This is a genomic window from Brevundimonas intermedia, from assembly GCF_004614235.1.
Classification (GTDB): Bacteria; Pseudomonadota; Alphaproteobacteria; order Caulobacterales; family Caulobacteraceae; genus Brevundimonas; species Brevundimonas intermedia_A.
In genome coordinates, this window is the sequence record NZ_SPVH01000007.1 from 70,754 (window position 1) to 92,566 (window position 21,813).

Consider the following 21,813-nt stretch of genomic DNA (forward strand, 5'->3'; position numbering starts at 1 on the left):
GGCGACTGCTTTGACTTCGACCCTTTCATTCGCGAGCCACGCCCGATGAGCGCGACGTCCGTCCCGGATTCCGGCTCGGCCGCTTCGCTGTCGGCCGACCACGCCGACATCGCCCGACAGTTCGTCGAGGCGCGCCTGGCGGCGCGCTGCACGCCCGACTATCCGGGCGCAATTCCCCAGAGCATGGCCGAGTCCTACGCCATTCAGGACATCGCCATCGGCCTGTTCCCGGACGAGGTCGTGGGCTGGAAGGTCGGCGGCGTGCCGCCGGCGCAGCAGCCGAAGCTGGGCATCCACCGCCTGGCCGGCGCCATCTTCGCACGCAATGTCTGGGCGGCCCCCGGCGACACCGTCGTGCCGCTGCCCGAGATCAAGGGTGGGTTCGCCGCCGTCGAATCGGAGTTCATCGCCCGCATTGGCGCAGACGCCGATCCGGCCAAGACGGACTGGACCATCGAGGAAGCTACGGCCGCCGTGGACAAGGTCTTCATCGGCGTCGAACTGGCCGGCAGCCCGCTGTCGGCGATCAATGAGCTGGGTTCGGCCGTCGTCGCCTCCGACTTCGGCAACAACGGCGGGCTGATGATCGGTCCCGAGGTCGAGAATTGGCGCGAGCGCCTGGACGGCATCGAGGTCGAGACCGTCATCAACGGCGCCAGCGTCGGCACGGGCGGCTCGCTGTCGTTGGCCGGCGGCGCGATGGAATCTGTACGCTTTCTGCTGGAGCATTGCGCGCGCTGGGGCCGTCCGCTGAAGGCGGGCACGCTGGTCTCGACCGGCGCCGTCACCGGCGTCCACCGTGTCCACGCGGGCGACGAGGCCGTGTGCATCTTCAAAGGTATCGCAGAACTTCATTGTTCGGTCGTCAGGGCCGAGCCCAAGTAAACATCATCGGACGCCCACCCCGCCGCCGTTCAGGGACGGAAAAGAGCAGGGACGCGTCGAGGACTACAGGAACGGGTGCTAAACCATGACTGACGCTGCAAGCGCAGGTCCCATCAAGATCAAGGCGCCATCACCGGGAAGATACCGGTGGGTGGTCGTATGGCTGCTGTTCGCGGCTATGGTGATCAACTACGTCGACCGTCAGGCGATCGGGGTTCTGAAACCCACCCTGATGGAAGAGTTCGGCTGGACCGAGACCAACTACGCCGACATTATCTTCTGGTTCCAGGCGTCCTATGCCGTGTCCTACCTGCTATGGGGAAGGATCGTGGACCGGATCGGCGCCCGCTGGGGCTTCGGCCTGGCCTTCATCATCTGGCAGATCGCCTTTATCGCTCACGCCGGCATCCGCGGTATGGGCGGCGCCATCGCGGCCCGTGTGGCCTTGGGCATCGGCGAGGGCGGCGGCTTCCCCGCCGGCATCAAGGCCGTCACCGAGTGGTTCCCCAAGAAGGAGCGGGCATTCGCCGTCGGTATCTTCAATGCCGGCACCAATATCGGCGCCATTCTGACGCCGCTGCTGATCCCGCTGATCGCCACGGTCTGGTTTGGTTCGCGCGAGAACCCGGCCTGGGAAATGGCGATCATCATTCTGGGCGTCGCCGGGCTGATTTGGGCGCCGATCTGGTTCCTGATCTATCGCGAACCGCGCCAGCACAAGAAGGTCACGCCGGCCGAGCTGGCCTTCATCGAACAGGATCCCGCCGATCCGGCCGAGAAGATCGGCTGGCTGAAGCTGCTGACGGTCAAGGAAACCTGGGCCTATGCACTGGGCAAGTTCCTGATCGACCCGATCTGGTGGTTCTTCCTGTTCTGGCTGCCGGGCTTCCTGGGCTCGCAATACAATCTGGACCTACTGACCTTCGGCCCGCCGCTGATCGCCATCTATCTGATGTCCGACGTCGGTTCGGTGGGTGGCGGCTGGCTGTCCGGCCAGTTCCTGAAGCGCGGCATGAGCCTGAATGCAGCGCGCAAGTTGACCATGCTGATCTGCGCCCTGGCCGTGGTGCCCGTCGCCTTTGCCGGCATGGCCGCCAACGTCTGGGTCGCGGTGCTGATCATCGGCGTCGCCACAGCCGCTCACCAGGGCTTCTCGGCCAACCTGTACGCCATGCCGGGTGACGTCTTCCCGCGCTCGGCCGTGGGGTCGGTCGTCGGCATCGGCGGCATGATCGGCGGCTTCGGCGGCATGGCCATGGCCAAATACGCCGGCTACGTCCTGGATCAGATCGGCAGCTATACGCCCATCTTCGTAGTGGCCGCTTCCGCCTATCTGCTGGCGTTGCTGGTGATCCACCTGATCACGCCGAAGTACGAGCCGGCCAAGCTCTAAGGCTGAGTCGGGTTCGCCCGGCTTGATCAATGCGATGAGAGCGGCCGGGCGAACGATCGTCCGGCCGTTTTCCATTCAAAGATGCGAGGCACGACGATGGATATGGAACGCAGGACGCTTCTGGGGCTGGCGGCAGGGGCCGGGATGGCCTTGAGCGTCACGGGCGCAAGGGCGCAGACGATCGCGGACGGCGGACGCGCCGGCCCGGCCGATCCGACCGAGATCATCCGCCTGTGGCCCGACGGCACGCCAGGCGGGGAGGGGGTGACGGTCACACCGATCGTGCCCGAGCGTTCGACCGATCCCGCCTTCCACGACCGTTACGCCCAATACACGACCGATCCGATCCTGACCGTGTTTCGGCCGGAGCGTCCGAACGGATCGGCCATGCTGCTGATCCCCGGCGGAGGCTATCGCTGGGCGGTGCTGGACAAGGAGGGTTACGATGTGGCGCGCGTCTTCGCGGCCAGCGGCACGACCTGTTTCGTGCTGCGCTATCGCCTGCCGGCCGACGGATGGGCAGCCGGAGCCGACGCGCCGCTTCAGGACGCACAGCGCGCCATTCGCCTCATCCGCAGTCGGGCCGCCGACTATGGCGTCGATCCGAAGAAGATCGGCGTCCTGGGCGCTTCGGCCGGAGGGCATCTGGCGGGCCTGGCCAGTGCGCGCACGGATGCGGCCTATGCGGCGACGGACGCCGCCGACGCCCTGTCGCTTCGCCCGGACCTGACCGTCCTGATGTATCCCGTGGCGACCATGGCGGACCCCTATGTCCACGCCGGATCGCGCACCCACCTGTTAGGCGAGACGCCGTCGCCGGAGCGGATAGCGGCCTATTCTCTGGAGCGGATGGACTGGCGGGGCGCGGCCCCCGTCTTCCTTCTGCACGCGCTCGACGACGCCTCGGTGCCGGTCGAGAACAGCCTGCAACTGCTGACCACGCTCAAGGCCGCCGCCGTTCCGACCGAGGTGCATCTGTTCCAGGAAGGCAGCCATGGCTTCGGCATCCGCCTGATCCAGGGACGACCGGCCCAAGTCTGGCCTGACCTGGTCCGCGCCTGGGCGGCGCGGTTAGATTTCCCACTTTAGAAGCTCTGTGAGTCCAACTTCGACTGCGGGTCTTCTGCAGGCCGCGATGACGACTTGATCGGCGCATCTAACGCCGTCCCTGGGCTAGCCATCCTATTTTGACAGTGAAAGGAATTGATTTTTCCAGCTTTTTCGCTCGCCAACGAGAATCGACCTAACAGCCCTCCGGGCCGCGTTATACTCCCCGGTCTTCAGTCAATGACACGAGAGGGACCGGAAGTTAGACTCGCTGGACTGTTTTTTTCCGAGTTGGAGTCCAAGTCCGCTCACGTGCCCGGCTGGATGTAGGGAATGGCCGAGAAGAAGGCCCGTTCGTCGCCACGCGGGTCATCGGCCATGCGCGGCTGCACGTCCATCAGCATGGTCTGGCGGCGCGGCAGTTCGTAGCGGTCCCAGGGCGGCAGTCCGGCATGGTTCGGATCGCCGTCGCGGGCCAGGGCGATGAAGGCGTCGCTCATCCGATCCGCCAGCGCTTGCGCGCCCGGTCCTCGCGTCCGCGAGCCGGCCGCCTCGACATTGTCGAACACCAAGGGGATGTCGGCGGTGTGGAAGGCGCCCTTGCGACCCGACGCCATCTCGCCGGGGAAGTCGAGCCGATAGACCCAGGCGGGCGCCCCGGCCTTGGCCCGCTCCTCGGCCTCGATCACCGCCCCGCGCCAGGACCGGCCCGCCGTCGTGGCGGCGATCAGCACCTGATCGGGCGACCAGTCGGGATGCATGGCGCGATAGCCGGCGATCACCGCTTCGGGCGTGATGTCGATTCGCATGACGCCGGGCGACAGCCGCGTCGCCAGGGTCTCCCACGTCAGGCCGACATTCTTGGGATCATTGCCCATGAAGCCCAGCGTCTCTTCGCGGGTATTGCCGATGATCATCGGAATCGACCGACCCAGAGGCGCCGCGTCGGGATAGAAGGGATGGCGGGGCAGGGTGCGGAAATCTAGCACCGGCCCGAAATACAGGCCGCCGAAGCCCAGGATGGGATCCTCGGCGGTCTGAGCCTCCAGTAGCCGTTCGACCGGCATCGTCGCCGCCTCGGCCGCCCGGTCAGGCGTCAGGCCAATGGCCTTCAGCCAGGCCGTCGCTCGCGTCGTGGCGTTGATCGGGCCGGACGCCGTGACCTGCTGGCCGCTCATGGTCGCGGCGCGGTGGAACAGGCCCTGGGCTGCGGGCGTGGCCATCAGGGTGGCGATCTTGGCGCCACCGCCCGACTGGCCGAACAGCATGACGCGCGACGGGTCGCCGCCGAAGGCCGCGATATTGTCCCGCACCCATTGCAGCGCCAGGATCAGATCCATCTGACCGACGTTGCCCGAATCCTCGAACCCTGGCGCCAGCCGCGCCAGATAGGCATAGCCAAAGACGTTCAACCGGTGGTTCAGCGTGACCACCACCACGTCGCCGCGCGCCGCCAGCCGCGTCCCGTCATACAGCGGGTCAGATCCAGACCCGCTCGAATAGGCGCCGCCGTGGATATAGACCATCACCGGCCGTCGGGCGGCGTCGGTCCCCGGCGTCCAAACGTTCAGGAACAGGCAGTCCTCGCTTTGATTCGCCTCGTCACCGCGTTGGGGACTGGCCGCGCCATAGGTCGTCGCGCGAACAGGCTCGCGCCACGGCGCCGGCCGCTCCGGCGGTTGGAAACGTCGGGTCAGCGCGCCGTAACGCACGCCCTTGAACACGCTGATTCCGTCGCGGCGCAGTCCGACCACCGGCCCAGCCGTGGTGCGCACCTGGGGATCGTAAGAATCAGCTCTTGCCGCGAAGGGTAAGGCGGCGCCTGCGAGGCCGGCGGCGATAGCCGAGCGTCTGGTGATCATGTCGCAACACCGACAATGGGCTGGAACACCGTTCTTACCGCCATCGGCGTGTAAAACACTGAAGTGTATGTCTTGAAGATCATTCTTCCCTCCTCTCGCCAGCGTCTTGCGCGCTGGGCGTTGGTTCAGAAGCCTCTGAGCACTGCTGTATTCGTTAGATTACAAATTTGAGATCATGGCGGTCACGTTCTTGCCACACGGCGACATGTGTGGCTAAACATTTATGACACCGGTAGCAGCAGCTTGGCGAACAAGCGTTGACACCGGTGTCGCCCGCCAGCAGCGGGCGGCTGGAACGGGGACATTTCGATCCCCGAGATCGCCACACTTGGGAGGAGACAATAGAATGACCCAACGCCACAAATTTGCGCGCCACGCACTGGTCGCCACCGCCTCGCTGGGCGCGCTCGCCCTGGCCATGGTGGCGCACGACGCCGCCGCACAAACTGCCGATACCTCTGCCGCGCCGCAGGACGACAATGCAACCGAAGTCGGCGAGATCGTCGTCACGGGCTTCCGCGCAAGCCTGCAGAACGCCCTGAACATAAAGCGCAACGAGGCTGGCGTCGTCGACGCCATTTCGGCCGAAGATATCGCTGACTTCCCAGACACCAACCTGGCCGAGTCGATCCAGCGCATTCCCGGCGTTTCCATCGACCGCGACGCCGGCGAAGGCCGTTCGATCACCGTGCGGGGCCTGAGCTCGGAGTTTACCCGCACCCGCATCAACGGCATCGAGGCTCAGGCCACCACCAGCGCGACTGACTCCTCGGGCGGCGTGAACCGCGGCCGCGGCTTCGATTTCAACGTCTTTGCGTCCGAACTCTTCAACAACATCACGGTGCGCAAGACCGCTTCTGCAGAGGTTGAAGAGGGGTCGTTGGGCGCCACTGTCGACCTGAAGACCAGCCGCCCGTTTGACAAGCCGGGTTTCCAGGGTGCGATCTCTGGACAGTATGGCTACAACGACCTGTCCGAGAACTGGGACCCGCGGTTCGCCGGCTTGATCTCCAACACCTGGGCCGACGGGCAGTTGGGCGCGCTGTTCTCGATCGCCTACAGCGAGAAGGAGAGCCTGGAAGAAGGCTTCAGCTCGGTTCGCTGGGGGCCGGCCAACGCCGATAACGGCTTCCTTAACACAAGCATTCTGCCAAATCCGGCCGGAACCTATCACCCACGTATTCCACGCTATGGCAGTCTTGAGCATGGGCAGAAGCGTCTCGGCGCAACTCTGTCGTTCCAGGCGCGTCCGGATAACGGCCCGACCCTGTTCACCTTCGACGCCCTGTATTCGAAATTGGATTCGACCCGCAGCGAGAACTTCCTGCAGGCTTGGTCGCTTAGTCGCAATGCGAGCCAGGGCGGCAAGCCCGAGGTGGAAATCGTCGATTACGAGATCGACCCCAACACCGGCGAGATGATCTACGCCGAGCTCGACAATATGGATATCCGCAGCGAGCAGCGCTTTGACGTCCTGGAGACCGAGTTCACCCAGCTGACGTTCGGTGTCGAACACGAGTTCTCGGACAAGTTCCGCTTCAACGGCCTAGTCGGTCGCGCGGATTCTCAGTTCGGCAACCCGACGCAGGTCAGTGCGATCATCGACCGTCAAAACGTTGATGGCTACACGATAGATTTCCGCGACGATCGGAACCTTCCCCTGATCGGCTACGGTTTCGACGTCACCGATCCGGCCCAGTGGTCGATCGTGGGGCCGACCGGCGCCCAACCCCGTTCCGAACTCCGCTCCAGCTCGAACTTCCAGGACAACGTCTATTCGACCGCCGAGGCCAATTTAGTCTACGACTTGAACGACTGGTTGACGCTGAAGGCCGGCGTCAGCTGGAAGAAGTTCGAATCCAGCAGCCGAAGCTTCGCGCGTCTCAACAACGGCGCCCCTGAACTGCCCGCCGGCGTGAGCTTGGCCGACGTCACGAACATGCTGGAGGATTTCGGCAAAAACCTGGACCTGCCTGCGGGTTCGGCGACCTCCTGGGTCCGTCCGGATCTGGGCGCGCTCGATGGTGTCTGGAACTACAGTTGCAACTGCGACACCGGCGTTTCGGGTGGCGATTTCCGGTTGCTGGGCCTCAACGAAAATATCTCGACCTTCGGCGGCTGGCGGGACGTGTCGGAAGAAGACACCGGCGCCTATGTCCAAGCTGACTGGAACACGACGATCGGCTCCATACCCTTCCGCGGGAACGTCGGCGTCCGTCAGGTCGAGACCGAGGTCAACGCTCTCGGCTATTCCAACGTCGGCGGGGTTGCGACGCCCACGACCGGTGAAAACGAGTATGAAGACACGCTGCCGTCGCTGAACGTCTCGCTGGAACCGTTTGAGGATCTGATCGTCCGGTTCGGCGCCGCCAAGGTCATGGCGCGTCCGCCGGTCGGCAGTCTGATCCCAGTGTTCGGCCTCAGTGCATTCGATGCCGCTAACCGTACGGCGTCGCTCGGCAACGTGGCGCTGGATCCGTATCGCGCCAAGACGTACGACCTTTCAGTCGAGTACTATTTCGCGCCTGAGGCCCTGCTGTCCTTTGCCTACTTCTACAAGGACATCTCGACCTATGTGCAAACGACGCAGCAGACTCTGACCTACGCCCAACTTACGGCCCTGAATCCGGTCGCCTTCCCCGCAGCACCGAACCGTCCCGTCGGAGAAGAGTATGTCTTCAGCACGCCGACTAACACTCCAGGTGGCCCTCTGAAGGGCTTCGAGATCAGCTACCAGCAGACCTTCACTTTCCTGCCTGGTCTGTTCGCGAACCTGGGTGCTCAGCTGAACTACACACACGTCGAATCGGAAATCGACTACTGCACGGACTCGTCCTGCCGTGTGTTCGTGACCGAGGATTTGGTGAACTTGTCGCCAAATGCTTGGAACGCCACGCTTTATTATGACGACGGCAAGTTCAATGCGCGTGTATCGGCGGCTTATCGTGACGCCTATTACCAGTCCGTACCTGGCTCGAACGGCGGCTCGAACGGTATCCCCTACCAAGGCAAGACCGAGACGACGACCATCGACGCTTCGGCCTCGTACAATCTCACCGAAAACCTCAGCGTGACGCTGGAGGGATTGAACCTCACCGACGAGGAAAATCGCCAGAACCACGGCGATCTCGACGGGCCTCGAGACAGCACCTACGTTTACCACCACACCGGCCGTCAGGTGTTCGTGGGCGCGCGTTACAGGTTCTGATGCGCGGTAAGGGTCGCGTCAGGGGCTTGTCGCTCTAAGTTGGAAATAACAAACGGGCGGTCGAAAGGCCGCCCGTTTTTCCGTGCTCGTAGCTAGGACGAGGCGGACTGAGGCCGCAGGGATATTCTCCCGAAGCGCGCATATTCTGTAGTTAGATAGCTTTATTCGGCGGTCGTCAGCGATGAGGCTGACGGATGGCGGAGAGGGTGCCCGCAGGACGCTCATCCGCCGTCGTACCTAACTGTCAAAATCACGGTTATTAACAGTTGGTTATCGTGGTTTCCGTCCAGTGGTGTCCACCACCGTTGCTGACAATCCAACCGGTTGTTTTAGGGTCGGGCTTAGGGCCACGTCGCCCTCATGAGCACAACAAATCGCCTTACAGCACTCGCCGCCAAGTCGCTTGGCATTGGTTTTCACAACGACGGAGCAGGCCTCTATCTGCGCGTCTCTGATCGTCGGAAAAGCTGGGTCTACGTATACCAGTGGAAGGGGCGTCGCCGAGAGATGGGCCTTGGCGGCTTCTCCGATACGTCGTTGGCCGAAGCCCGTACGAAAAGTGCAGCCGCACGAGCACTGGTGAAATCTGGCGTGGACCCGCTAGCCAAGTTCGACCAGCAAAGCTCCGCCCCCTCGTTCAGCGCAATGGCTGAGGAATTCATCGCTCTCAAGGGGGGTGGCTGCCGGATGGGCGGTGTGCCTGAGAACGTGTTCTTCACTCGGGCCGAGGTGGAGGCCGTCGAAGGTCGTTAGAGGAAGCTTCTGTGGCGGCGCACGGCGGACCGCGCGTTAGATGGCGCTGACCAGATTCATCGCTTGTTAACGAACGGGAATCGGTCACTCATGCTGATTCGCTGTGAAAGGGCGACAAATGACGCGCATGGGTCTGGTAGCTTTTCTTTTCTCTGATTGCCTTGATTCCGTTTCTCGGACAACGAGGCTCGCAAAATATGCGGATGATCCGGGTGGCAGAGACTATCACTGGGCTGCTAAGCTTGGCGCGCAGAAGATGTTCGGGGACGACGTGTCCTACGATCAGGCTGTCGCCGACACGATGTCAAAGATTAGCCGCTCACACCAGCGTTTGGACAACCAAGAGGCGCTGAAGGGACTGTACGGCTGGAAGATCGCAAATCCCGGTGTTGGCAAAGAGCCTCCCTCAGGCGAACTTGCAGGCCCAAAGGGCGAGTTGATCGTTAGCCTGAAGCCCTGCTTCGCCGTTGAACGGAAGGGTGTGACAACCGCCTATGTGCCTTGGATGTTCAAAGAAGTTCGGCTCACGGCTCAGGTGGCGAGCATTGGGGTGCATCTGTTGGAAGTCGGGCTTCAAAAAGACGCGTACTCCAACTGGCGGTTTGCTTTGATCGACACCGTCACACAGAAATGCTTCTGGCGTACGCACAAGCACTCGGCTAAAGCGGCTAACTTCGCAATCCGAACGACTGAAGAAATCCTCATTGCGCAGCGGGTCAAAAAAGCCGCGTAAGGGTTATCCCCAACAAAATAGCAATTTAGGGGCTGCCTTAGGGCCGGATGCAACGACCCCGGCAAGGCACTGAAAAACGGCTCTTTTCAAGAGACGATGGCGGAGAGGGTGGGATTCGAACCCACGGTACCCTTCCAGGCACGCCGCATTTCGAGTGCGGTACATTCGACCACTCTGCCACCTCTCCGCGGCGCCGATATCGCTTGGTCGAGCGAGGGGCTTCTCTAATCGGAGCCGCAGCGCTTCGCAACCCGTCTGTTAAAGAAATCCGCCGCTATCTTTGGGCAGGCAGGGACAAGCCCGGCGCGGCGCCGGTTTGGGCGTCCACGCCCTTGAATCGAAACAGTTCGGCGGGGCGGCCGCCGGTGGTCGAGGAGAGCTGTCCGGTGGGTTCGACCAGGCCTGTTCGCTCCACCCCGCGCCGGAAGTTCTGCTTGTGCAGGCTAAGGCCCGAGACGGCCTCGGCGCCGGCCTGAAGTTGGGACAGGGTGAAGACGCCGGGGGTCAGGTCGAACAGGACCGGGCGGTATTTCAGCTTGCTGCGCAGCCGGCCAAGAGCAGTCGCCAGGATGCGTCGGTGATCCGAGGTCATGATGCGGCCGGGCATGGGCTCGGGTGGGGGCTGATCGGCATCGCGCCAGGCCTCGGCGACCAGGCGCCCCTCATAGAGCAGCTCGTAGCGCTCCAGCACCCGCTCCTCGTTCCAGCGATGCTCGGGCGTCAGGGCGAACAGGGCGCGGGCGCGGGCCAGGCGGTGTTCGTCGCCGGCGGCCCAGGCGAGCAGGCCGTCGGTCAGGGCGGCGTCGTGGTCGCCGCGCCGGTCTTCCCAGGGAAAGAAGTCGAAGACCGCGTCCCAGCGGGCGTCGTGGGTCTGGCCTTCCGAGGCGTCGGGCGTCAGAGCCAGATAGCCGACGGAGACCTCGCGGTGGCGGCCGGGGCCGGGTGTGGCGCGGGGCGAGGCGCGGCCCGCGTCGCCGAAGGTGTAGAGCTGCTCGACGAAGCCGAGCCGGAATCCCGTCTGGGCCGTCACGAAGTCACGCAGGGCGCGCTCGAACGTGCGGTCGCGCAACGGATCGAACGGGCCGAAGGGCAGGGCGCGCGAGCCGTCCTCGGCCGGGGTGGTCAGGACGACGGCCTGGCGATCCTTCAGCGTCATGACGACCGCCGACAGACCGATGCGCACGCCGTCCTCCGCCCCCTGCATCATCGATCTATTCCGTGTGCCAGGCGTCGTCGGCGGGAATTAGACCGACGGCCCCGGCGAGGACGCGGTAGCGCTCCAGATAACGGGCCTGGGCGACCGGAGCGGGTTGGGGCTCGATGGTCAGGCTGTAGCCCTCGGGCGGACTGCCGAAGAAGCCGAGCGATTCCTTTTCGGTGAAACCGGCCAACTGCGTCGCCTCGAAGAAGGCGCAGGCCTTGTCGGCCTTCTTGATCAGGGTCTTGATTGTCTGCGGCGTCTTGGGCGGCAGGCCATATCGCAGGTGGATGGCGGCCTCCAGCCGGGCTTCGAAGTCCTTGTAGCCCGAACCCAGAGCCGCCTTGAACGGCGAGATCATGTCGCCGATGACGTATTCCGAGGCGTCATGCAGCAGGGCGGCCAGGCGCCATTTCGGATCCAGGCCGGGCTTGATGTGGGCGGCGATCTCTTCGACGACGCACGAGTGCTGGGCGACCGAGAAGGCGTGCTCGCCGATGGTCTGGCCGTTCCAGCGCGCGACGCGAGCTAGGCCATGGGCGATGTCCTCGATCTCGATGTCGAAGGGCGAGGGATCGAGCAGGTCCAGACGACGGCCTGACAGCATGCGCTGCCATGCGCGCGGTGCGTTCTTCTTGGGTGTGCGCTCGGCCAAAGGGCGTGTCCTGATCGCTTGTCGGGGGGTCAGGTGACCCAAAGACGCGCCGGGATCAAGCCGCACGGCGCCATCCGCGCCGATGGACGGGGAAAACCAGCCCTTCGACGAGCGTCAGCGCCCGACGTTCAGGGCGACCAGATCCTTGGCGTCGTCGAAGATGCGGCCGTTCTCGCGATCCTTGGACCGGACCACGGCGACCACGATGGGGCCGCCGCTGGGGCCTCTGGCCTCGAACCCGACCTGACGCCAGCCGGCGTTGCTGGGCTGATCGTCGGCCAGGATGTAGGTCATGCGCGTGGCGGCGCCCGGCGCACGGGTCCGCACGCGTGTGGAGTTGTCGTTGGTGTCGATGCTGACGCTGGAGGTTTCCGTGCGGGTGTTCTGTCCGTCCTTGGACTGAATGTTGATGCCGCCGATACGGACGCTGGCGTTATCGCCCTGGGTCTCAATTTTCAGCCCGGGAAGATTGACCGAGGCGTCGTCGCCACGCGCCCGGATATCGACGCCGGGCGCCTGGACCGAGGCGGTCTCGGTCGGCTCTGTCGTCGATGGCGCGGGCGGGGCGTCGCCGGCGCCGGGAGCCAGACGCGCCACAGTGTGGGGCAGGTCGGTGCTGGCGCGCTCTTCGAAGTCGCGCAGCACGTCATCGACGGAACGTCCGTCCAGCTTGACCAGATGCAGCACCACGTCGGCGCCCTTGGGTCCGCCATAGACGCAGCTCGTGCCGCCGGCCGCGATCAGACCCTTGCGCGTCAACACGCCGACATTGTCGGGACACTGCAGGGCGTCGATGACCTTCAGGACGCCCGTGCCTTGGTCGTCGCCGGACGAGGTGGTGGTGATCCGCACCGAGTTGTCGCCGTCGCACGCGGCCAGGCTGGCGCTCAGGGCTAGATAAAGCAGGATATGACGCATGGTCGAACCTCTCGTGGCCTTCATACTGCGCGCTGGCGCCGTACTATCCAGTGAAATCGCGGTAATCACAGGTCAGCCGCCGGGGCGCGAGCCTTCGCGGCGGTTCAGGAAGGCGAGACGTTCGAACAGATGCACGTCCTGTTCGTTCTTCAGCAGGGCCCCGTGCAGGGGCGGGATCAGCTTGTTGGGCGTCTTCTCGCGCAGGGTCTCGGCGTCGATGTCCTCGACCAGCAGCAGCTTCAGCCAATCCAGAAGTTCCGACGTCGAAGGCTTCTTCTTGAGGCCCGGCGTGTCGCGGATCTCGTAGAAGGTCTTCAGCGCCTCGGAAACCAAGCGTGGCTTGATGCCGGGGAAGTGGACATCGACGATGGCCGACAGGGTTTCGGGATCGGGGAAGCGGATGAAGTGGAAGAAGCAGCGGCGCAGGAAGGCGTCGGGCAGTTCTTTTTCGTTGTTCGAGGTGATGATGACGATCGGGCGGACCTCGGCACGGATCGTCTCGTCGGTTTCCTGGACGTAGAACTCCATGCGATCCAGTTCCTGCAACAGATCGTTGGGAAACTCGATGTCGGCCTTGTCGATCTCGTCGATCAGAAGGACGGGGCGGGCCGGGGCGGTGAAAGCCTCCCAAAGCTTGCCCTTCTTCAGATAGTTGCGGACGTCATGAACGCGTTCCTCGCCCAGTTGGCTGTCGCGCAGGCGGCTTACGGCGTCATATTCATAGAGGCCGCTGTGGGCCTTGGTCGTGGATTTGACGTGCCAGGTGATCAGGGGCGCGTCGAACGCCTTGGCGATCTCGTAAGCCAGAACCGTCTTGCCGGTGCCGGGTTCGCCCTTGATCAGCAAAGGGCGTTCAAGCGCCACGGCGGCGTTGACCGCCACCTTCAGATCGCCGGTGGCGATGTATCGATCTGTGCCTTCGAACCGGCTCATGAAAAACCCACTCCGTGTCTCCACGAAGTGGGTAGCGGATCGTCATCCGCATGAACAGTGATCAGGTGATGCGTTTGGCCGAGACGGGATCGCTGGCGGGGAAGGTCTCCTCCAGCCCTTCATCGACCAAGGCCTCCTGGCGGCTCTCGTCTTTGTCGATCTTGTCCAGTTGATCGGGCACGCCGTCTTCGGACTTGCTGCGCTTTGCGTGCGGGGCGTCCGACGACGCATCGTTGCGGGCGTTGCTGTGGTCCATGTCGATCTCTCCCTTATCGAGCCGGGCTGTCTTGGTCGCCGTCCGGGCCATAGCCCAGGTCGGCGATGTCGTCGTCCGAGAGGCGTTTAGCCTCCCAGTGCGCGGCGCTGGCCTGGGCGCCGCGTTCGTTTTCCATCAAGCCGGAATAGACCAGTTCGATTTCGTCTGGGGCGGACTGAGGCTCGCCGTCCGCGTCGATCTGGCTGAGGGTTTCGCCATCGACGCCCAACAGCGCATCGGCTTCTCGCTCGATCCCGTCCAGCGCGAGCTGGTCATCCAGATCGACCTCGGCGTCCTCGTCGAAATCCTCTTCTTCGGCATCGCCGTCGGCCTGGGTGACGTCCAATACCTGATCGGCTTCGTCGAGCAGGAACTCGCCGTCGCCTTCGTCGTCCAGATGGGTTTCGTCGAAGGTTTCCGACTGTTCCTGGTCGTCCTGATAATCGTTGTCCGGCATTGTCGTCTCCTCTTCGACAAACCAACGCAGCGGCGACGATACGCGTTCCAGCGGAGGCGGTGCACAAGGGATGGTTAACTGATGGCGGGCTAAGGTTCGACTCAACTGAGCCTGTCCCGCGCGGCGGGCTCGATTCCTGTCTGGAGTTCGGTGCTCAATGGCCCTGAAGCTGTCGCTGAAACCCGGCGAGAAGTTCGTCCTGAATGGCGCCGTGGTCCAAAATGGCGACCGCCGTGGCGTGCTGATTCTGCAAAACCGCGCCAGCGTGCTGCGCGAGAAGGACATCATGCAGGCCGAGGACGTCACCACGCCCGGCCGGCGGATCTATTTCCCGATCATGATGATGTATCTGGACGAGAGCGCAGCGGCGAAATTCTATGACGAGCTGGCGCTGCGGATCACCGAATTCATGGGCGCGACGCAGAACCCGGACATCTTGGCCGAATGCGTCTCGGCCTCGCGTCACGTGCTGGCGCGCGAATACTACAAGGCCCTGATGTCGGCGCGTAAGATTGTCGAATATGAAGAGAGAGTGCTGAATGTCGCTTCAGGCGTACACAGCGGCGACAGCGAGAGCTGAGAGCCCACGCGACCTGGAGTACCGACTGTTCGGTCAGGTCACACGCGCTTTGGTCCACGCCTCCACGGTCGATGCGTCGGACATCGCCACGCGCATCGATGCGCTGGACTGGAACCGGCGCCTGTGGTCGACGCTGGCCGGCGATTGCAGCGATCCCACCAATGCTCTTGGGGCGCCCATGCGTGCGCAGATCATTTCACTGAGCCTGTTCATCAATCGCCATTCTTCGGCGGTGATGCGGGGCGAAGAGACGTTTCAAGACCTGATCGACATCAATCGGATGATCATGCAGGGCCTGTCGGGCGGGGCGTCGCCCACGCAATAGACCGACGCAGTCACGATAACGCGAAGCCTCTTGGCGCAAGGCGTTGAGGCGTCTTATGTTTCACCTCCCTGTTCAACAGTCGAAAGGAGGTGATCCAGTGTCTCATTGTCATCAATCGCGAGCGGCGACCGCGACCCTGGTCCTCGGAGAGGGCCTGGTCTGAGCCTTTCAGACAGAGTTGCAGTCGGACCGTTTGCGGTCAGACAGTGGAGGGCCGTCGAGGAAACTCGGCGGCCCTTTTCCTTGGCGGTCAGTGCAACAAGCGGGCGAACCAGCCGGCGACGTGATGGCCCACCTCGACCACGGTCGCCCAGATCAGAAACAGGTACAGGGCGCTCGCCGCTGTCGCCAGCATGCCCAGCAGGATCGCCACCCCGTCGCGCTGCATCATGCCCAGGGCGAACAGGACTAGGGCGATGCCGGGCAGGGCGTCTCCAAACGGGATGGGCAGGGCCATGATCAGAGCCAGCACGACGCAGACCAGGCCAGTGAAGGTGTCGGCGACATCGCCGGTCAGCAGGGGCAGGCGCGGGCGGGTCAGCCTTTCGATAGCGCGGACCAGTTTCAGGACGCTGGCGCCCTTTGGCCGTCGACGTACGGCGCGCCGGATGCGGTCGGCGAACATGTAGCGGCGGTGCGCGATCCGAACTCTGGACGACAGGACCCAGCGACGCAGCCAAGCCGGGGCGGCGAAGGGCGTGGCGATCAGGGCGTTGTAGGCGCTGCGTGAGACCGAGGCCTTCAACATCCAGCGCGGTAGCCAGACGGTTTGTCTCTGGAATGCCAGTTCCAGCGACATCAGGATGATCGGCACGGCGAAGACCGCCTTGCCGCCGGGAGGCCAGGGCAGGAGAGCCAGCAGCGACAGAATCAGGATCATGGCCCCGAAGCCGCGCTCGCCGAAGGACGCGACCAGTTCGGCCATGGTCAGCTTGGGTTCTGGGGCGTGGCCGAGATCTTCGAGGACGTCGGAAAACCGCCGCAGGTCGTCGTTCGGAGGCGGTTGGGCGGGCATCAGGCAGGGCGCTCGGCTGGGGATTGCGCCCATCTAGGCGGTCGGCGCGTGGATCGCCACTTACAGAACGGAAAGGCGGTCAGATAATTCGCCTTTGTCTCAGTCCTGCACATGCTCCGGCTTGTCCTTCCGCTTTGTGGCGGCAAGCTCTTCGAGCTGCGTCTCGGTCATGGACGCAGCCATGGATTTGGACGCGCCCTTAAGTTTCGACTTCGGCGTCTCGCCGCGCTTGGCCGACAGGGCGGCGCCGGCGGCCTTTTGCTGGGCTGCGGATTTTGCGGGCATGGGATGTCTCCTTCCGCCCTGAAGAAACCATCAGCTTCCCAGCAGTTCCCGGCCGATCAGGAAGCGACGGATTTCGTTGGTGCCGGCGCCGATGTCATAGAGTTTGGCGTCACGGACCAGGCGCTCGACCGGCCACTCCTTCGTGTAGCCGGCGCCGCCCAGGGCCTGGACGGCCTCCAGCGACACCTTCACCGCGTTCTCGGACGCCAGCAGGATCGCGCCCGCCGCATCGTAGCGGGTCGTCTTGCCCTGATCGCAGGCGCGAGCGACGGCATAGACATAGGCGCGGGCGCTGTTCAGGGCGACGTACATGTCGGCCACCTTGGCCTGCATCAGCTGGAATGAGCCGATGGGCTTGCCGAACTGCTTGCGGTCACGAACGTAGGGCAGGACCACGTCCAACGCGGCCTGCATGATGCCCAAGGGGCCGGCGGCCAGGACCGCGCGCTCATAGTCCAGTCCGCTCATCAGCACGCCGGCGCCGCCGCCCAGCGGACCCATGATGTTCTCTTCTGGAACCTCGCAGTCCTCGAACACCATTTCGGCGGTGTCCGAGCCGCGCATGCCCATCTTGTCCAGCTTCTTGGAGACGCTGAACCCCTTCATGCCCTTTTCGATCAGGAAGGCGGTGCAGCCCTTCGAGCCAGCCTCGGGATCGGTCTTGGCATAGACGACCAAGGTGTCGGCGTGGGGGGCGTTGGTGATCCAGAACTTGGTGCCGTTCAGGATGTAGCGGTCGCCCTTCTTGTCGGCGCGGGTGCGCATCGACATCACGTCGGAACCGGAGCCGGCCTCGGACATGGCCAGAGAGCCGACGTGTTCGCCGCTGATGAGTTTGGGCAGATATTTCAGCTTCTGCTCGGGCGTGCCCCAGCGACGGATCTGATTGACGCAGAGGTTGGAGTGCGCCCCATAGGCCAGGCCGATCGAGGCCGAGGCGCGCGACACTTCTTCCATCGCCACGACGTGTTCGAGATAGCCCAGACCCAGGCCGCCGAACTCTTCCTCGACAGTGATTCCGTGTAGGCCGAGTTCGCCCATCTCAGGCCACAGCTCGCGCTTGAACGCGTTCTTCTCGTCGATCTCTGCCGCCAGGGGGGCCAGGCGATCGGCGGCCCAGCGGGCGGTCGTGTCGCGAATGGCGTCGGCGTTCTCGCCAAGGCCGAATTCCATGGATTGGGGCGCGAAGGGAATGCTCATGCGCTAGGGCGTAGCATTGCGCATAGCCTTTCGCCAAGCGCCGTCAGGTGCGGTCAGCCCGTCCCCAGCGACGATAGAGATTGTAGCCCGACACCCCGACGCAGGCGACGGCGATCAGGGCCAGCACCCAGGCGACGGTGGCCGTGTCGCTGCTGTTCGACACCGACGCGCGGCGAAAGGCCGCCATGGCGACGCCCAAGGACAGCATGCCCAGGCCGCCCATGATCAGGAAGGTGGCCGTCTCGCCCCAACCGGGGCGTTTCGCGGCCCGAGCGCGGGCGACGACTTCGCGCGTGCTCAGTGTCTGTTCGACGGGTGTCGCGTCCGGTTCGGAGGTCGGCGCGGCTTCGGCATCGACGGGCGCCGCCTGTTCGGACAGGCCTGGCGCTGTCAGGACTACGCTGGCTTTCTCGGCGGGCGCGAACTCTGTCGTGGCGGCAGTGGGCTGGGCTTCCAGCGGCGCCTGCAGGTCATTGGCGACGACGATCGGCGCCTGGGTCGAGACGGCTTCCGATTGCCCCATCAGAGGGGCGATGTCGGCGACGGGACCGACGGCCGTGGCGGGATAGATGGAATGGGGCTGAGGCGCAGCCGGGGCGGCGGTCTCTTCATGCGCGGGGAAGGAGGCGACGGCTTCGTCCAGCGCGCCCTCGACGGCGGCCAGGGTCGGCTGGGGCGTCTCGAAAGGAGACGGCAGAGGGGCGGCCAGCAGGTCCGCCAGGGTCACGGGCGCGCCGGGCGCGGCGTTGAACAGCGCATGCTCGGCCGAGCGTCGGCGCGTCGGCTTTTCGGCGGCGGCGTCATCCGCCCATTCGGACAGGGCCAAGGCGGCCTGGCGAGCGGCGCCGGCGTTCAACTGCTCGACCACGTCGGATGAGGCGAACCGATCCGCGCCGATGGAGAAGGCGAAACTGGCCAGGGCGTCGAACTGGTGCTGGTTCAGGGGCACGCGAACATGATCGGCCACAGCCTTCACGACCGGGATCAGGTCGTATTGCATCAGCAATTCGGCGTCCTGCTCGGACACCGTGGCGCCCTCGCGGGCCGAATGGGTATGGCCGTAGCCGATCACCCAGCGGCCGTCGCTGCGCTGCATGGCGCGAGGACGGAAGCCTTCGAAGCTCTTGATCAGCAGGACGCCTTCGCGGGACACCTTGCTGGGTTTGGGGCCGGGTTTGGGCCCGGGCTTGGGGAGGACGTCAGACACAGTTGACCCAATTGGAAACAGGCGCGCGGCGCTCGCACGATCATCAGCAAGGGCCGCGCCGGATCGGCGTGGATGATGTCTAGAGCAGCACCAGTGTGGCCAGACCAAGGAAGATCAGGAAGCCGAAGAAGTCGGTGGTCGCCGTGACGAACACGGCGGACGACACGGCGGGGTCGAACTTCAGCTTGGACAGGGTCAGGGGCGTCAGGACGCCGATGCTGGCGGCGATCAGCAAGTTCAGGATCATGGCGGCGCCGATCACCAGACCGATCTTCCAGTCTTCGTCGCGGAACCAGAAGCCGGCCGCGATGCCGATCAGGGGCGCCAGAATCATTCCGTTGGCGAGGCCCACCGCCATCTCGCGCCAGAAGGTGCGAGGGGCGTTCGAGCTGTTCAGTTCGCGCGTCGCCAGCGCACGTACGGTCACGGTCAGAGCCTGAGTGCCGGCGTTGCCGCCGATGGCGGACACGATCGGCATCAGGACGGCAAGGGCGACGATCTGCTGGATCGTGCCTTCAAACAGGCCGATGACGCTGGCGCCCAGGGCCGCTGTCGCCAGATTGATCGCCAGCCAAGGCACGCGACCGCGCACGATTTCGGACACGGACGAGCCGCGGTCCTCGTCAGAGACACCGGCCAGACGCAGGATGTCCTCGCGGTTCTCTTCCTGAATGATGTTGACGATGTCATCGACGGTGATCTGGCCCACCAACCGCCCGCCGGCGTCAACGACCGGCGCAGAGATCAGGTGATACTTCTCGAAGATATAGGCGACCTCTTCCTGGTCCTGGCCGACGGCGATCACGTTGATCGGCTCCATCAGGTCGGACAGGGCTGTGCTGCGCGCGGCGCGCAACAGTCCGCTGATCGGCACGCCGCCGACGGGGCGATTCAGGGGATCGACCACATAGATGTCGAAGAACAGCTCGGGCAGGTCGTCGCCCTGTTTGCGGATGTGGTCGATGGTGTCGCCCACGCTCCAGAACTGGGGCGCGGCCATCACCTCGCGCTGCATCAGGCGGCCGGCGGACTCCTCGTCATAGCCCAGGCTGTTCTCGATCGCGGCGCGATCGACCTCGGGCATGGCGGCCAGGACGCGCTCGCGCTGGTCGTCCTCCAGATCCTCGACCACGGCGGCGGCGTCGTCGGAATCCAGTTCTTGAAGCGCCACGGCGAGGGTGCCGTGCGGCACCCGCTCAAGCACCTCCTCGCGGATGTTGTCATCGAGCTCGGGCAGGGTCTCGGCCAGCAGCTCCGGCGGCAGCCACAGCACGACGACGGCACGGTGTTCCGCCGTCAGAAAGCCCATCAGGTCGGCGACGTCGGCCGGGTGCAGGTCTTCCAGCAGTGACCGCAGACGCACCCCATCGCCGTCGTCGGCGGCGTCCACGACTTTCTCGACGAATTGAGGGGTGAGGACATAGTCCTCGTCCAGGGCGGCGTGGTCTTCGTTATCAGGCGCTTCGGCTGGAGCGAAGGCGGAGTCCGTGGTGTTCACGTGGTCGCCTCCCTTGGTATGTCCAGCCGTAGTTAGCCGATGAATCGCCCTGTTTAGCCAGATGGTGCGGTCGAGAAGACTCGAACTTCCACGGGTTGCCCCACAGCGACCTCAACGCTGCGCGTCTACCAATTCCGCCACGACCGCTCGCATCGGAGCGGCGGCGAATAGACGAAGCCGCTGGAAAAGGAAAGGGGCGAATTTAGTCGCGAGTGGCGAGTGGTCAGTGGCGAGTAGTTTCCGGGGATTCACGCGACGCCTGGGTTTAAACTCTTCGCAGGAAAACGGAGAACGCGTTCACTCGCCACTCGCCACTCGCCACTCGTGCAGTCAGGCGGATCCAGCCATGAAGTCATAGACGTCGGCCTGGCGGGTGACGGTGATGGCGATTCGGTCGTCGCGGATCTCGATCTCGCCCCGCGCGACGGGGTAGTTGTTGGCCAGGATCCAGACCTCGTCGCCCTCTGCGGCGTCCAGGGGAATCACCGCGCCACGGCCCATGCGCAGCAGTTGCGACATCGGCAGCACCGATCGACCCAGAACCACGGAGATTTCGACGTCGACGGCGTTGATTTGGGTCACGTAAAGCTCTCGATCACTGAAAGGCCGTCTCTTGCGCAAACGCCTCGCCGACCACATTGAAGCGTCATGCTTGCTGAGCCGTTAAGCCCGTCCCTTCAGAAACTGCGTCTCGACGACGGGCGGCCCGTCGAATGGGCCGTGTCGCAGGGCTATGTCGACTATGCCGCCGCCGAGGCCTTCATGGAGGCGCGCGTCGCCGCCATCGCGGCCGGGGAGGCGCAGGAGATGGTGTGGTTGCTGGAACACCCGCCGCTCTATACCGCCGGCGTCTCGGCCAAGGACGAGGATCTTCTGGATGCGGGCCGGTTCCCGGTGCACCGGACGGGGCGGGGCGGGCAGTTCACCTATCACGGCCCCGGCCAGCGCGTGGCCTATGTGATGCTGGACCTGAACCGCCGCGGCAAGGACGTGCGGTGTTTCGTGCGCGGGCTGGAGCTGTGGTTGATCGGCGCACTGGACCGGTTCTGCGTCGAGGCGGACATCCGGCCGGGCCGCGTCGGGGTGTGGGTCGCGCGCAAGGGGCCGGGCTGGTCGCGCGAGGACAAGATCGCCGCCATCGGCGTCAAAGTCCGCAAATGGGTCAGCTTCCATGGCGTCAGCCTGAACGTCGAGCCGGACCTGGACCATTTCGGCGGCATCGTGCCGTGCGGCATTCAGGATCATGGCGTCACTAGCCTGGTCGATCTGGGCGTGCTGGCGACGATGGACGAGGCGGATGAGGCGTTGCGACGCAGCTTCGACCGGATATTCGGCGCCGCGGTCGAGGCCAAGGCGCCGTTCTAAAGCGCGCCGCATCGCCGCAGGGCGTGTGACAATCGGGCGA

Annotated in this window: 22 protein-coding genes and 2 tRNA genes; 9 read left to right on the plus strand and 15 right to left on the minus strand. The window is 64.4% G+C overall.

What is annotated here, in order from left to right; genetic code table 11:
* The first annotated feature begins 45 nt into the window (after window positions 1–45).
* The 3 genes from EGY25_RS14335 (at window position 46) to EGY25_RS14345 (ending at window position 3,367) form a co-directional block, all read left to right on the plus strand.
* A complete protein-coding gene (locus EGY25_RS14335) occupies window positions 46–885 on the plus strand; it encodes a 2-keto-4-pentenoate hydratase (RefSeq protein ID WP_135195711.1) in 840 nt (279 codons plus the stop codon).
* An 85-nt stretch (window positions 886–970) separates the two neighbouring features.
* Window positions 971–2,278: an MFS transporter gene (locus EGY25_RS14340; protein ID WP_135195712.1), complete on the plus strand. Its 1,308-nt coding sequence runs from the start codon at window positions 971–973 to the stop codon at window positions 2,276–2,278.
* Between the two features lie 102 nt (window positions 2,279–2,380).
* On the plus strand, window positions 2,381–3,367 hold the full coding sequence (locus EGY25_RS14345) for an alpha/beta hydrolase (protein WP_245159486.1): 987 nt from the start codon (window positions 2,381–2,383) through the stop codon (window positions 3,365–3,367).
* 266 nt (window positions 3,368–3,633) lie between these two features.
* Here the strand turns inward: EGY25_RS14345 and EGY25_RS14350 are convergent, their stop codons facing one another.
* Complete coding sequence (locus EGY25_RS14350) at window positions 3,634–5,187, minus strand: carboxylesterase/lipase family protein (RefSeq protein WP_135195714.1); 1,554 nt, start codon at window positions 5,185–5,187, stop codon at window positions 3,634–3,636.
* Between the two features lie 346 nt (window positions 5,188–5,533).
* On the opposite strand from EGY25_RS14350, the gene EGY25_RS14355 reads away from it, so the two are divergent.
* The 3 genes from EGY25_RS14355 (at window position 5,534) to EGY25_RS14365 (ending at window position 9,881) form a co-directional block, all read left to right on the plus strand.
* Window positions 5,534–8,395, plus strand: a complete 2,862-nt coding sequence (locus EGY25_RS14355; RefSeq protein WP_167762577.1) for a TonB-dependent receptor — start codon at window positions 5,534–5,536, stop codon at window positions 8,393–8,395.
* Window positions 8,396–8,755: 360 nt separating this feature from the next.
* Window positions 8,756–9,148: an Arm DNA-binding domain-containing protein gene (locus EGY25_RS14360; protein WP_135195716.1), complete on the plus strand. Its 393-nt coding sequence runs from the start codon at window positions 8,756–8,758 to the stop codon at window positions 9,146–9,148.
* Between the two features lie 118 nt (window positions 9,149–9,266).
* A complete protein-coding gene (locus tag EGY25_RS14365) occupies window positions 9,267–9,881 on the plus strand; it encodes a hypothetical protein (protein WP_135195717.1) in 615 nt (204 codons plus the stop codon).
* Between the two features lie 97 nt (window positions 9,882–9,978).
* On the opposite strand, the gene EGY25_RS14370 is transcribed toward EGY25_RS14365, so the two are convergent.
* The 7 genes from EGY25_RS14370 to EGY25_RS14400 form a co-directional block, all read right to left on the minus strand.
* Window positions 9,979–10,068, minus strand: a tRNA-Ser gene (locus EGY25_RS14370).
* A gap of 87 nt (window positions 10,069–10,155) precedes the next feature.
* Entirely contained in the window at window positions 10,156–11,088 is a 933-nt protein-coding gene (locus tag EGY25_RS14375; RefSeq protein WP_135195718.1) for an NUDIX hydrolase, read from the minus strand.
* A gap of 4 nt (window positions 11,089–11,092) precedes the next feature.
* A complete protein-coding gene (locus EGY25_RS14380) occupies window positions 11,093–11,734 on the minus strand; it encodes a YfbR-like 5'-deoxynucleotidase (RefSeq protein ID WP_135195719.1) in 642 nt (213 codons plus the stop codon).
* A 114-nt stretch (window positions 11,735–11,848) separates the two neighbouring features.
* Window positions 11,849–12,652 (minus strand): methyltransferase type 11, encoded by an 804-nt coding sequence (locus tag EGY25_RS14385; protein WP_135195720.1) that lies wholly within the window; start codon window positions 12,650–12,652, stop codon window positions 11,849–11,851.
* 72 nt (window positions 12,653–12,724) lie between these two features.
* Complete coding sequence (locus EGY25_RS14390) at window positions 12,725–13,585, minus strand: AAA family ATPase (RefSeq protein WP_135195721.1); 861 nt, start codon at window positions 13,583–13,585, stop codon at window positions 12,725–12,727.
* 61 nt (window positions 13,586–13,646) lie between these two features.
* Window positions 13,647–13,841, minus strand: coding sequence for a hypothetical protein (locus tag EGY25_RS14395; RefSeq protein ID WP_135195722.1), 195 nt, complete (start codon window positions 13,839–13,841; stop codon window positions 13,647–13,649).
* 13 nt (window positions 13,842–13,854) lie between these two features.
* On the minus strand, window positions 13,855–14,298 hold the full coding sequence (locus EGY25_RS14400) for a hypothetical protein (protein WP_135195723.1): 444 nt from the start codon (window positions 14,296–14,298) through the stop codon (window positions 13,855–13,857).
* 157 nt (window positions 14,299–14,455) lie between these two features.
* Here EGY25_RS14400 and flbT point away from each other — a divergent pair, with 157 nt between their 5' ends.
* Window positions 14,456–14,878: a flagellar biosynthesis repressor FlbT gene (flbT, locus tag EGY25_RS14405; RefSeq protein WP_135195724.1), complete on the plus strand. Its 423-nt coding sequence runs from the start codon at window positions 14,456–14,458 to the stop codon at window positions 14,876–14,878.
* Window positions 14,838–15,203 carry a flagellar biosynthesis regulator FlaF gene (flaF, locus tag EGY25_RS14410; RefSeq protein WP_135195725.1) on the plus strand — a complete coding sequence of 122 codons (366 nt, stop codon included), beginning with the start codon at window positions 14,838–14,840 and terminating at the stop codon, window positions 15,201–15,203. The genes flbT and flaF overlap by 41 nt, the downstream gene beginning before the upstream one ends.
* A 250-nt stretch (window positions 15,204–15,453) precedes the next feature.
* On the opposite strand, the gene EGY25_RS14415 is transcribed toward flaF, so the two are convergent.
* The 7 genes from EGY25_RS14415 to EGY25_RS14445 all read right to left on the minus strand — a co-directional run bounded on the left by EGY25_RS14415 (window position 15,454) and on the right by EGY25_RS14445 (window position 21,047).
* A complete protein-coding gene (locus EGY25_RS14415) occupies window positions 15,454–16,218 on the minus strand; it encodes an exopolysaccharide biosynthesis protein (RefSeq protein ID WP_209308098.1) in 765 nt (254 codons plus the stop codon).
* A gap of 99 nt (window positions 16,219–16,317) precedes the next feature.
* Window positions 16,318–16,503, minus strand: coding sequence for a DUF3008 family protein (locus EGY25_RS14420; protein ID WP_135195727.1), 186 nt, complete (start codon window positions 16,501–16,503; stop codon window positions 16,318–16,320).
* A 30-nt stretch (window positions 16,504–16,533) separates the two neighbouring features.
* Window positions 16,534–17,703 (minus strand): isovaleryl-CoA dehydrogenase, encoded by a 1,170-nt coding sequence (locus tag EGY25_RS14425; protein WP_135195728.1) that lies wholly within the window; start codon window positions 17,701–17,703, stop codon window positions 16,534–16,536.
* A 43-nt stretch (window positions 17,704–17,746) separates the two neighbouring features.
* Window positions 17,747–18,910 carry a lysozyme gene (locus tag EGY25_RS14430; protein WP_135195729.1) on the minus strand — a complete coding sequence of 388 codons (1,164 nt, stop codon included), beginning with the start codon at window positions 18,908–18,910 and terminating at the stop codon, window positions 17,747–17,749.
* A 79-nt stretch (window positions 18,911–18,989) separates the two neighbouring features.
* Window positions 18,990–20,408 (minus strand): magnesium transporter, encoded by a 1,419-nt coding sequence (gene mgtE / locus EGY25_RS14435; protein WP_135195730.1) that lies wholly within the window; start codon window positions 20,406–20,408, stop codon window positions 18,990–18,992.
* A gap of 62 nt (window positions 20,409–20,470) precedes the next feature.
* Window positions 20,471–20,555: transfer RNA gene (locus EGY25_RS14440), tRNA-Leu, on the minus strand.
* 183 nt (window positions 20,556–20,738) lie between these two features.
* The gene (locus EGY25_RS14445; RefSeq protein WP_135195731.1) at window positions 20,739–21,047 is read right to left on the minus strand and encodes a FliM/FliN family flagellar motor switch protein; all 309 of its coding nucleotides are present in this window, start codon (window positions 21,045–21,047) and stop codon (window positions 20,739–20,741) included.
* Between the two features lie 9 nt (window positions 21,048–21,056).
* On the opposite strand from EGY25_RS14445, the gene lipB reads away from it, so the two are divergent.
* Window positions 21,057–21,773 carry a lipoyl(octanoyl) transferase LipB gene (gene lipB / locus EGY25_RS14450; protein WP_135195732.1) on the plus strand — a complete coding sequence of 239 codons (717 nt, stop codon included), beginning with the start codon at window positions 21,057–21,059 and terminating at the stop codon, window positions 21,771–21,773.
* Window positions 21,774–21,813 lie beyond the last annotated feature (40 nt).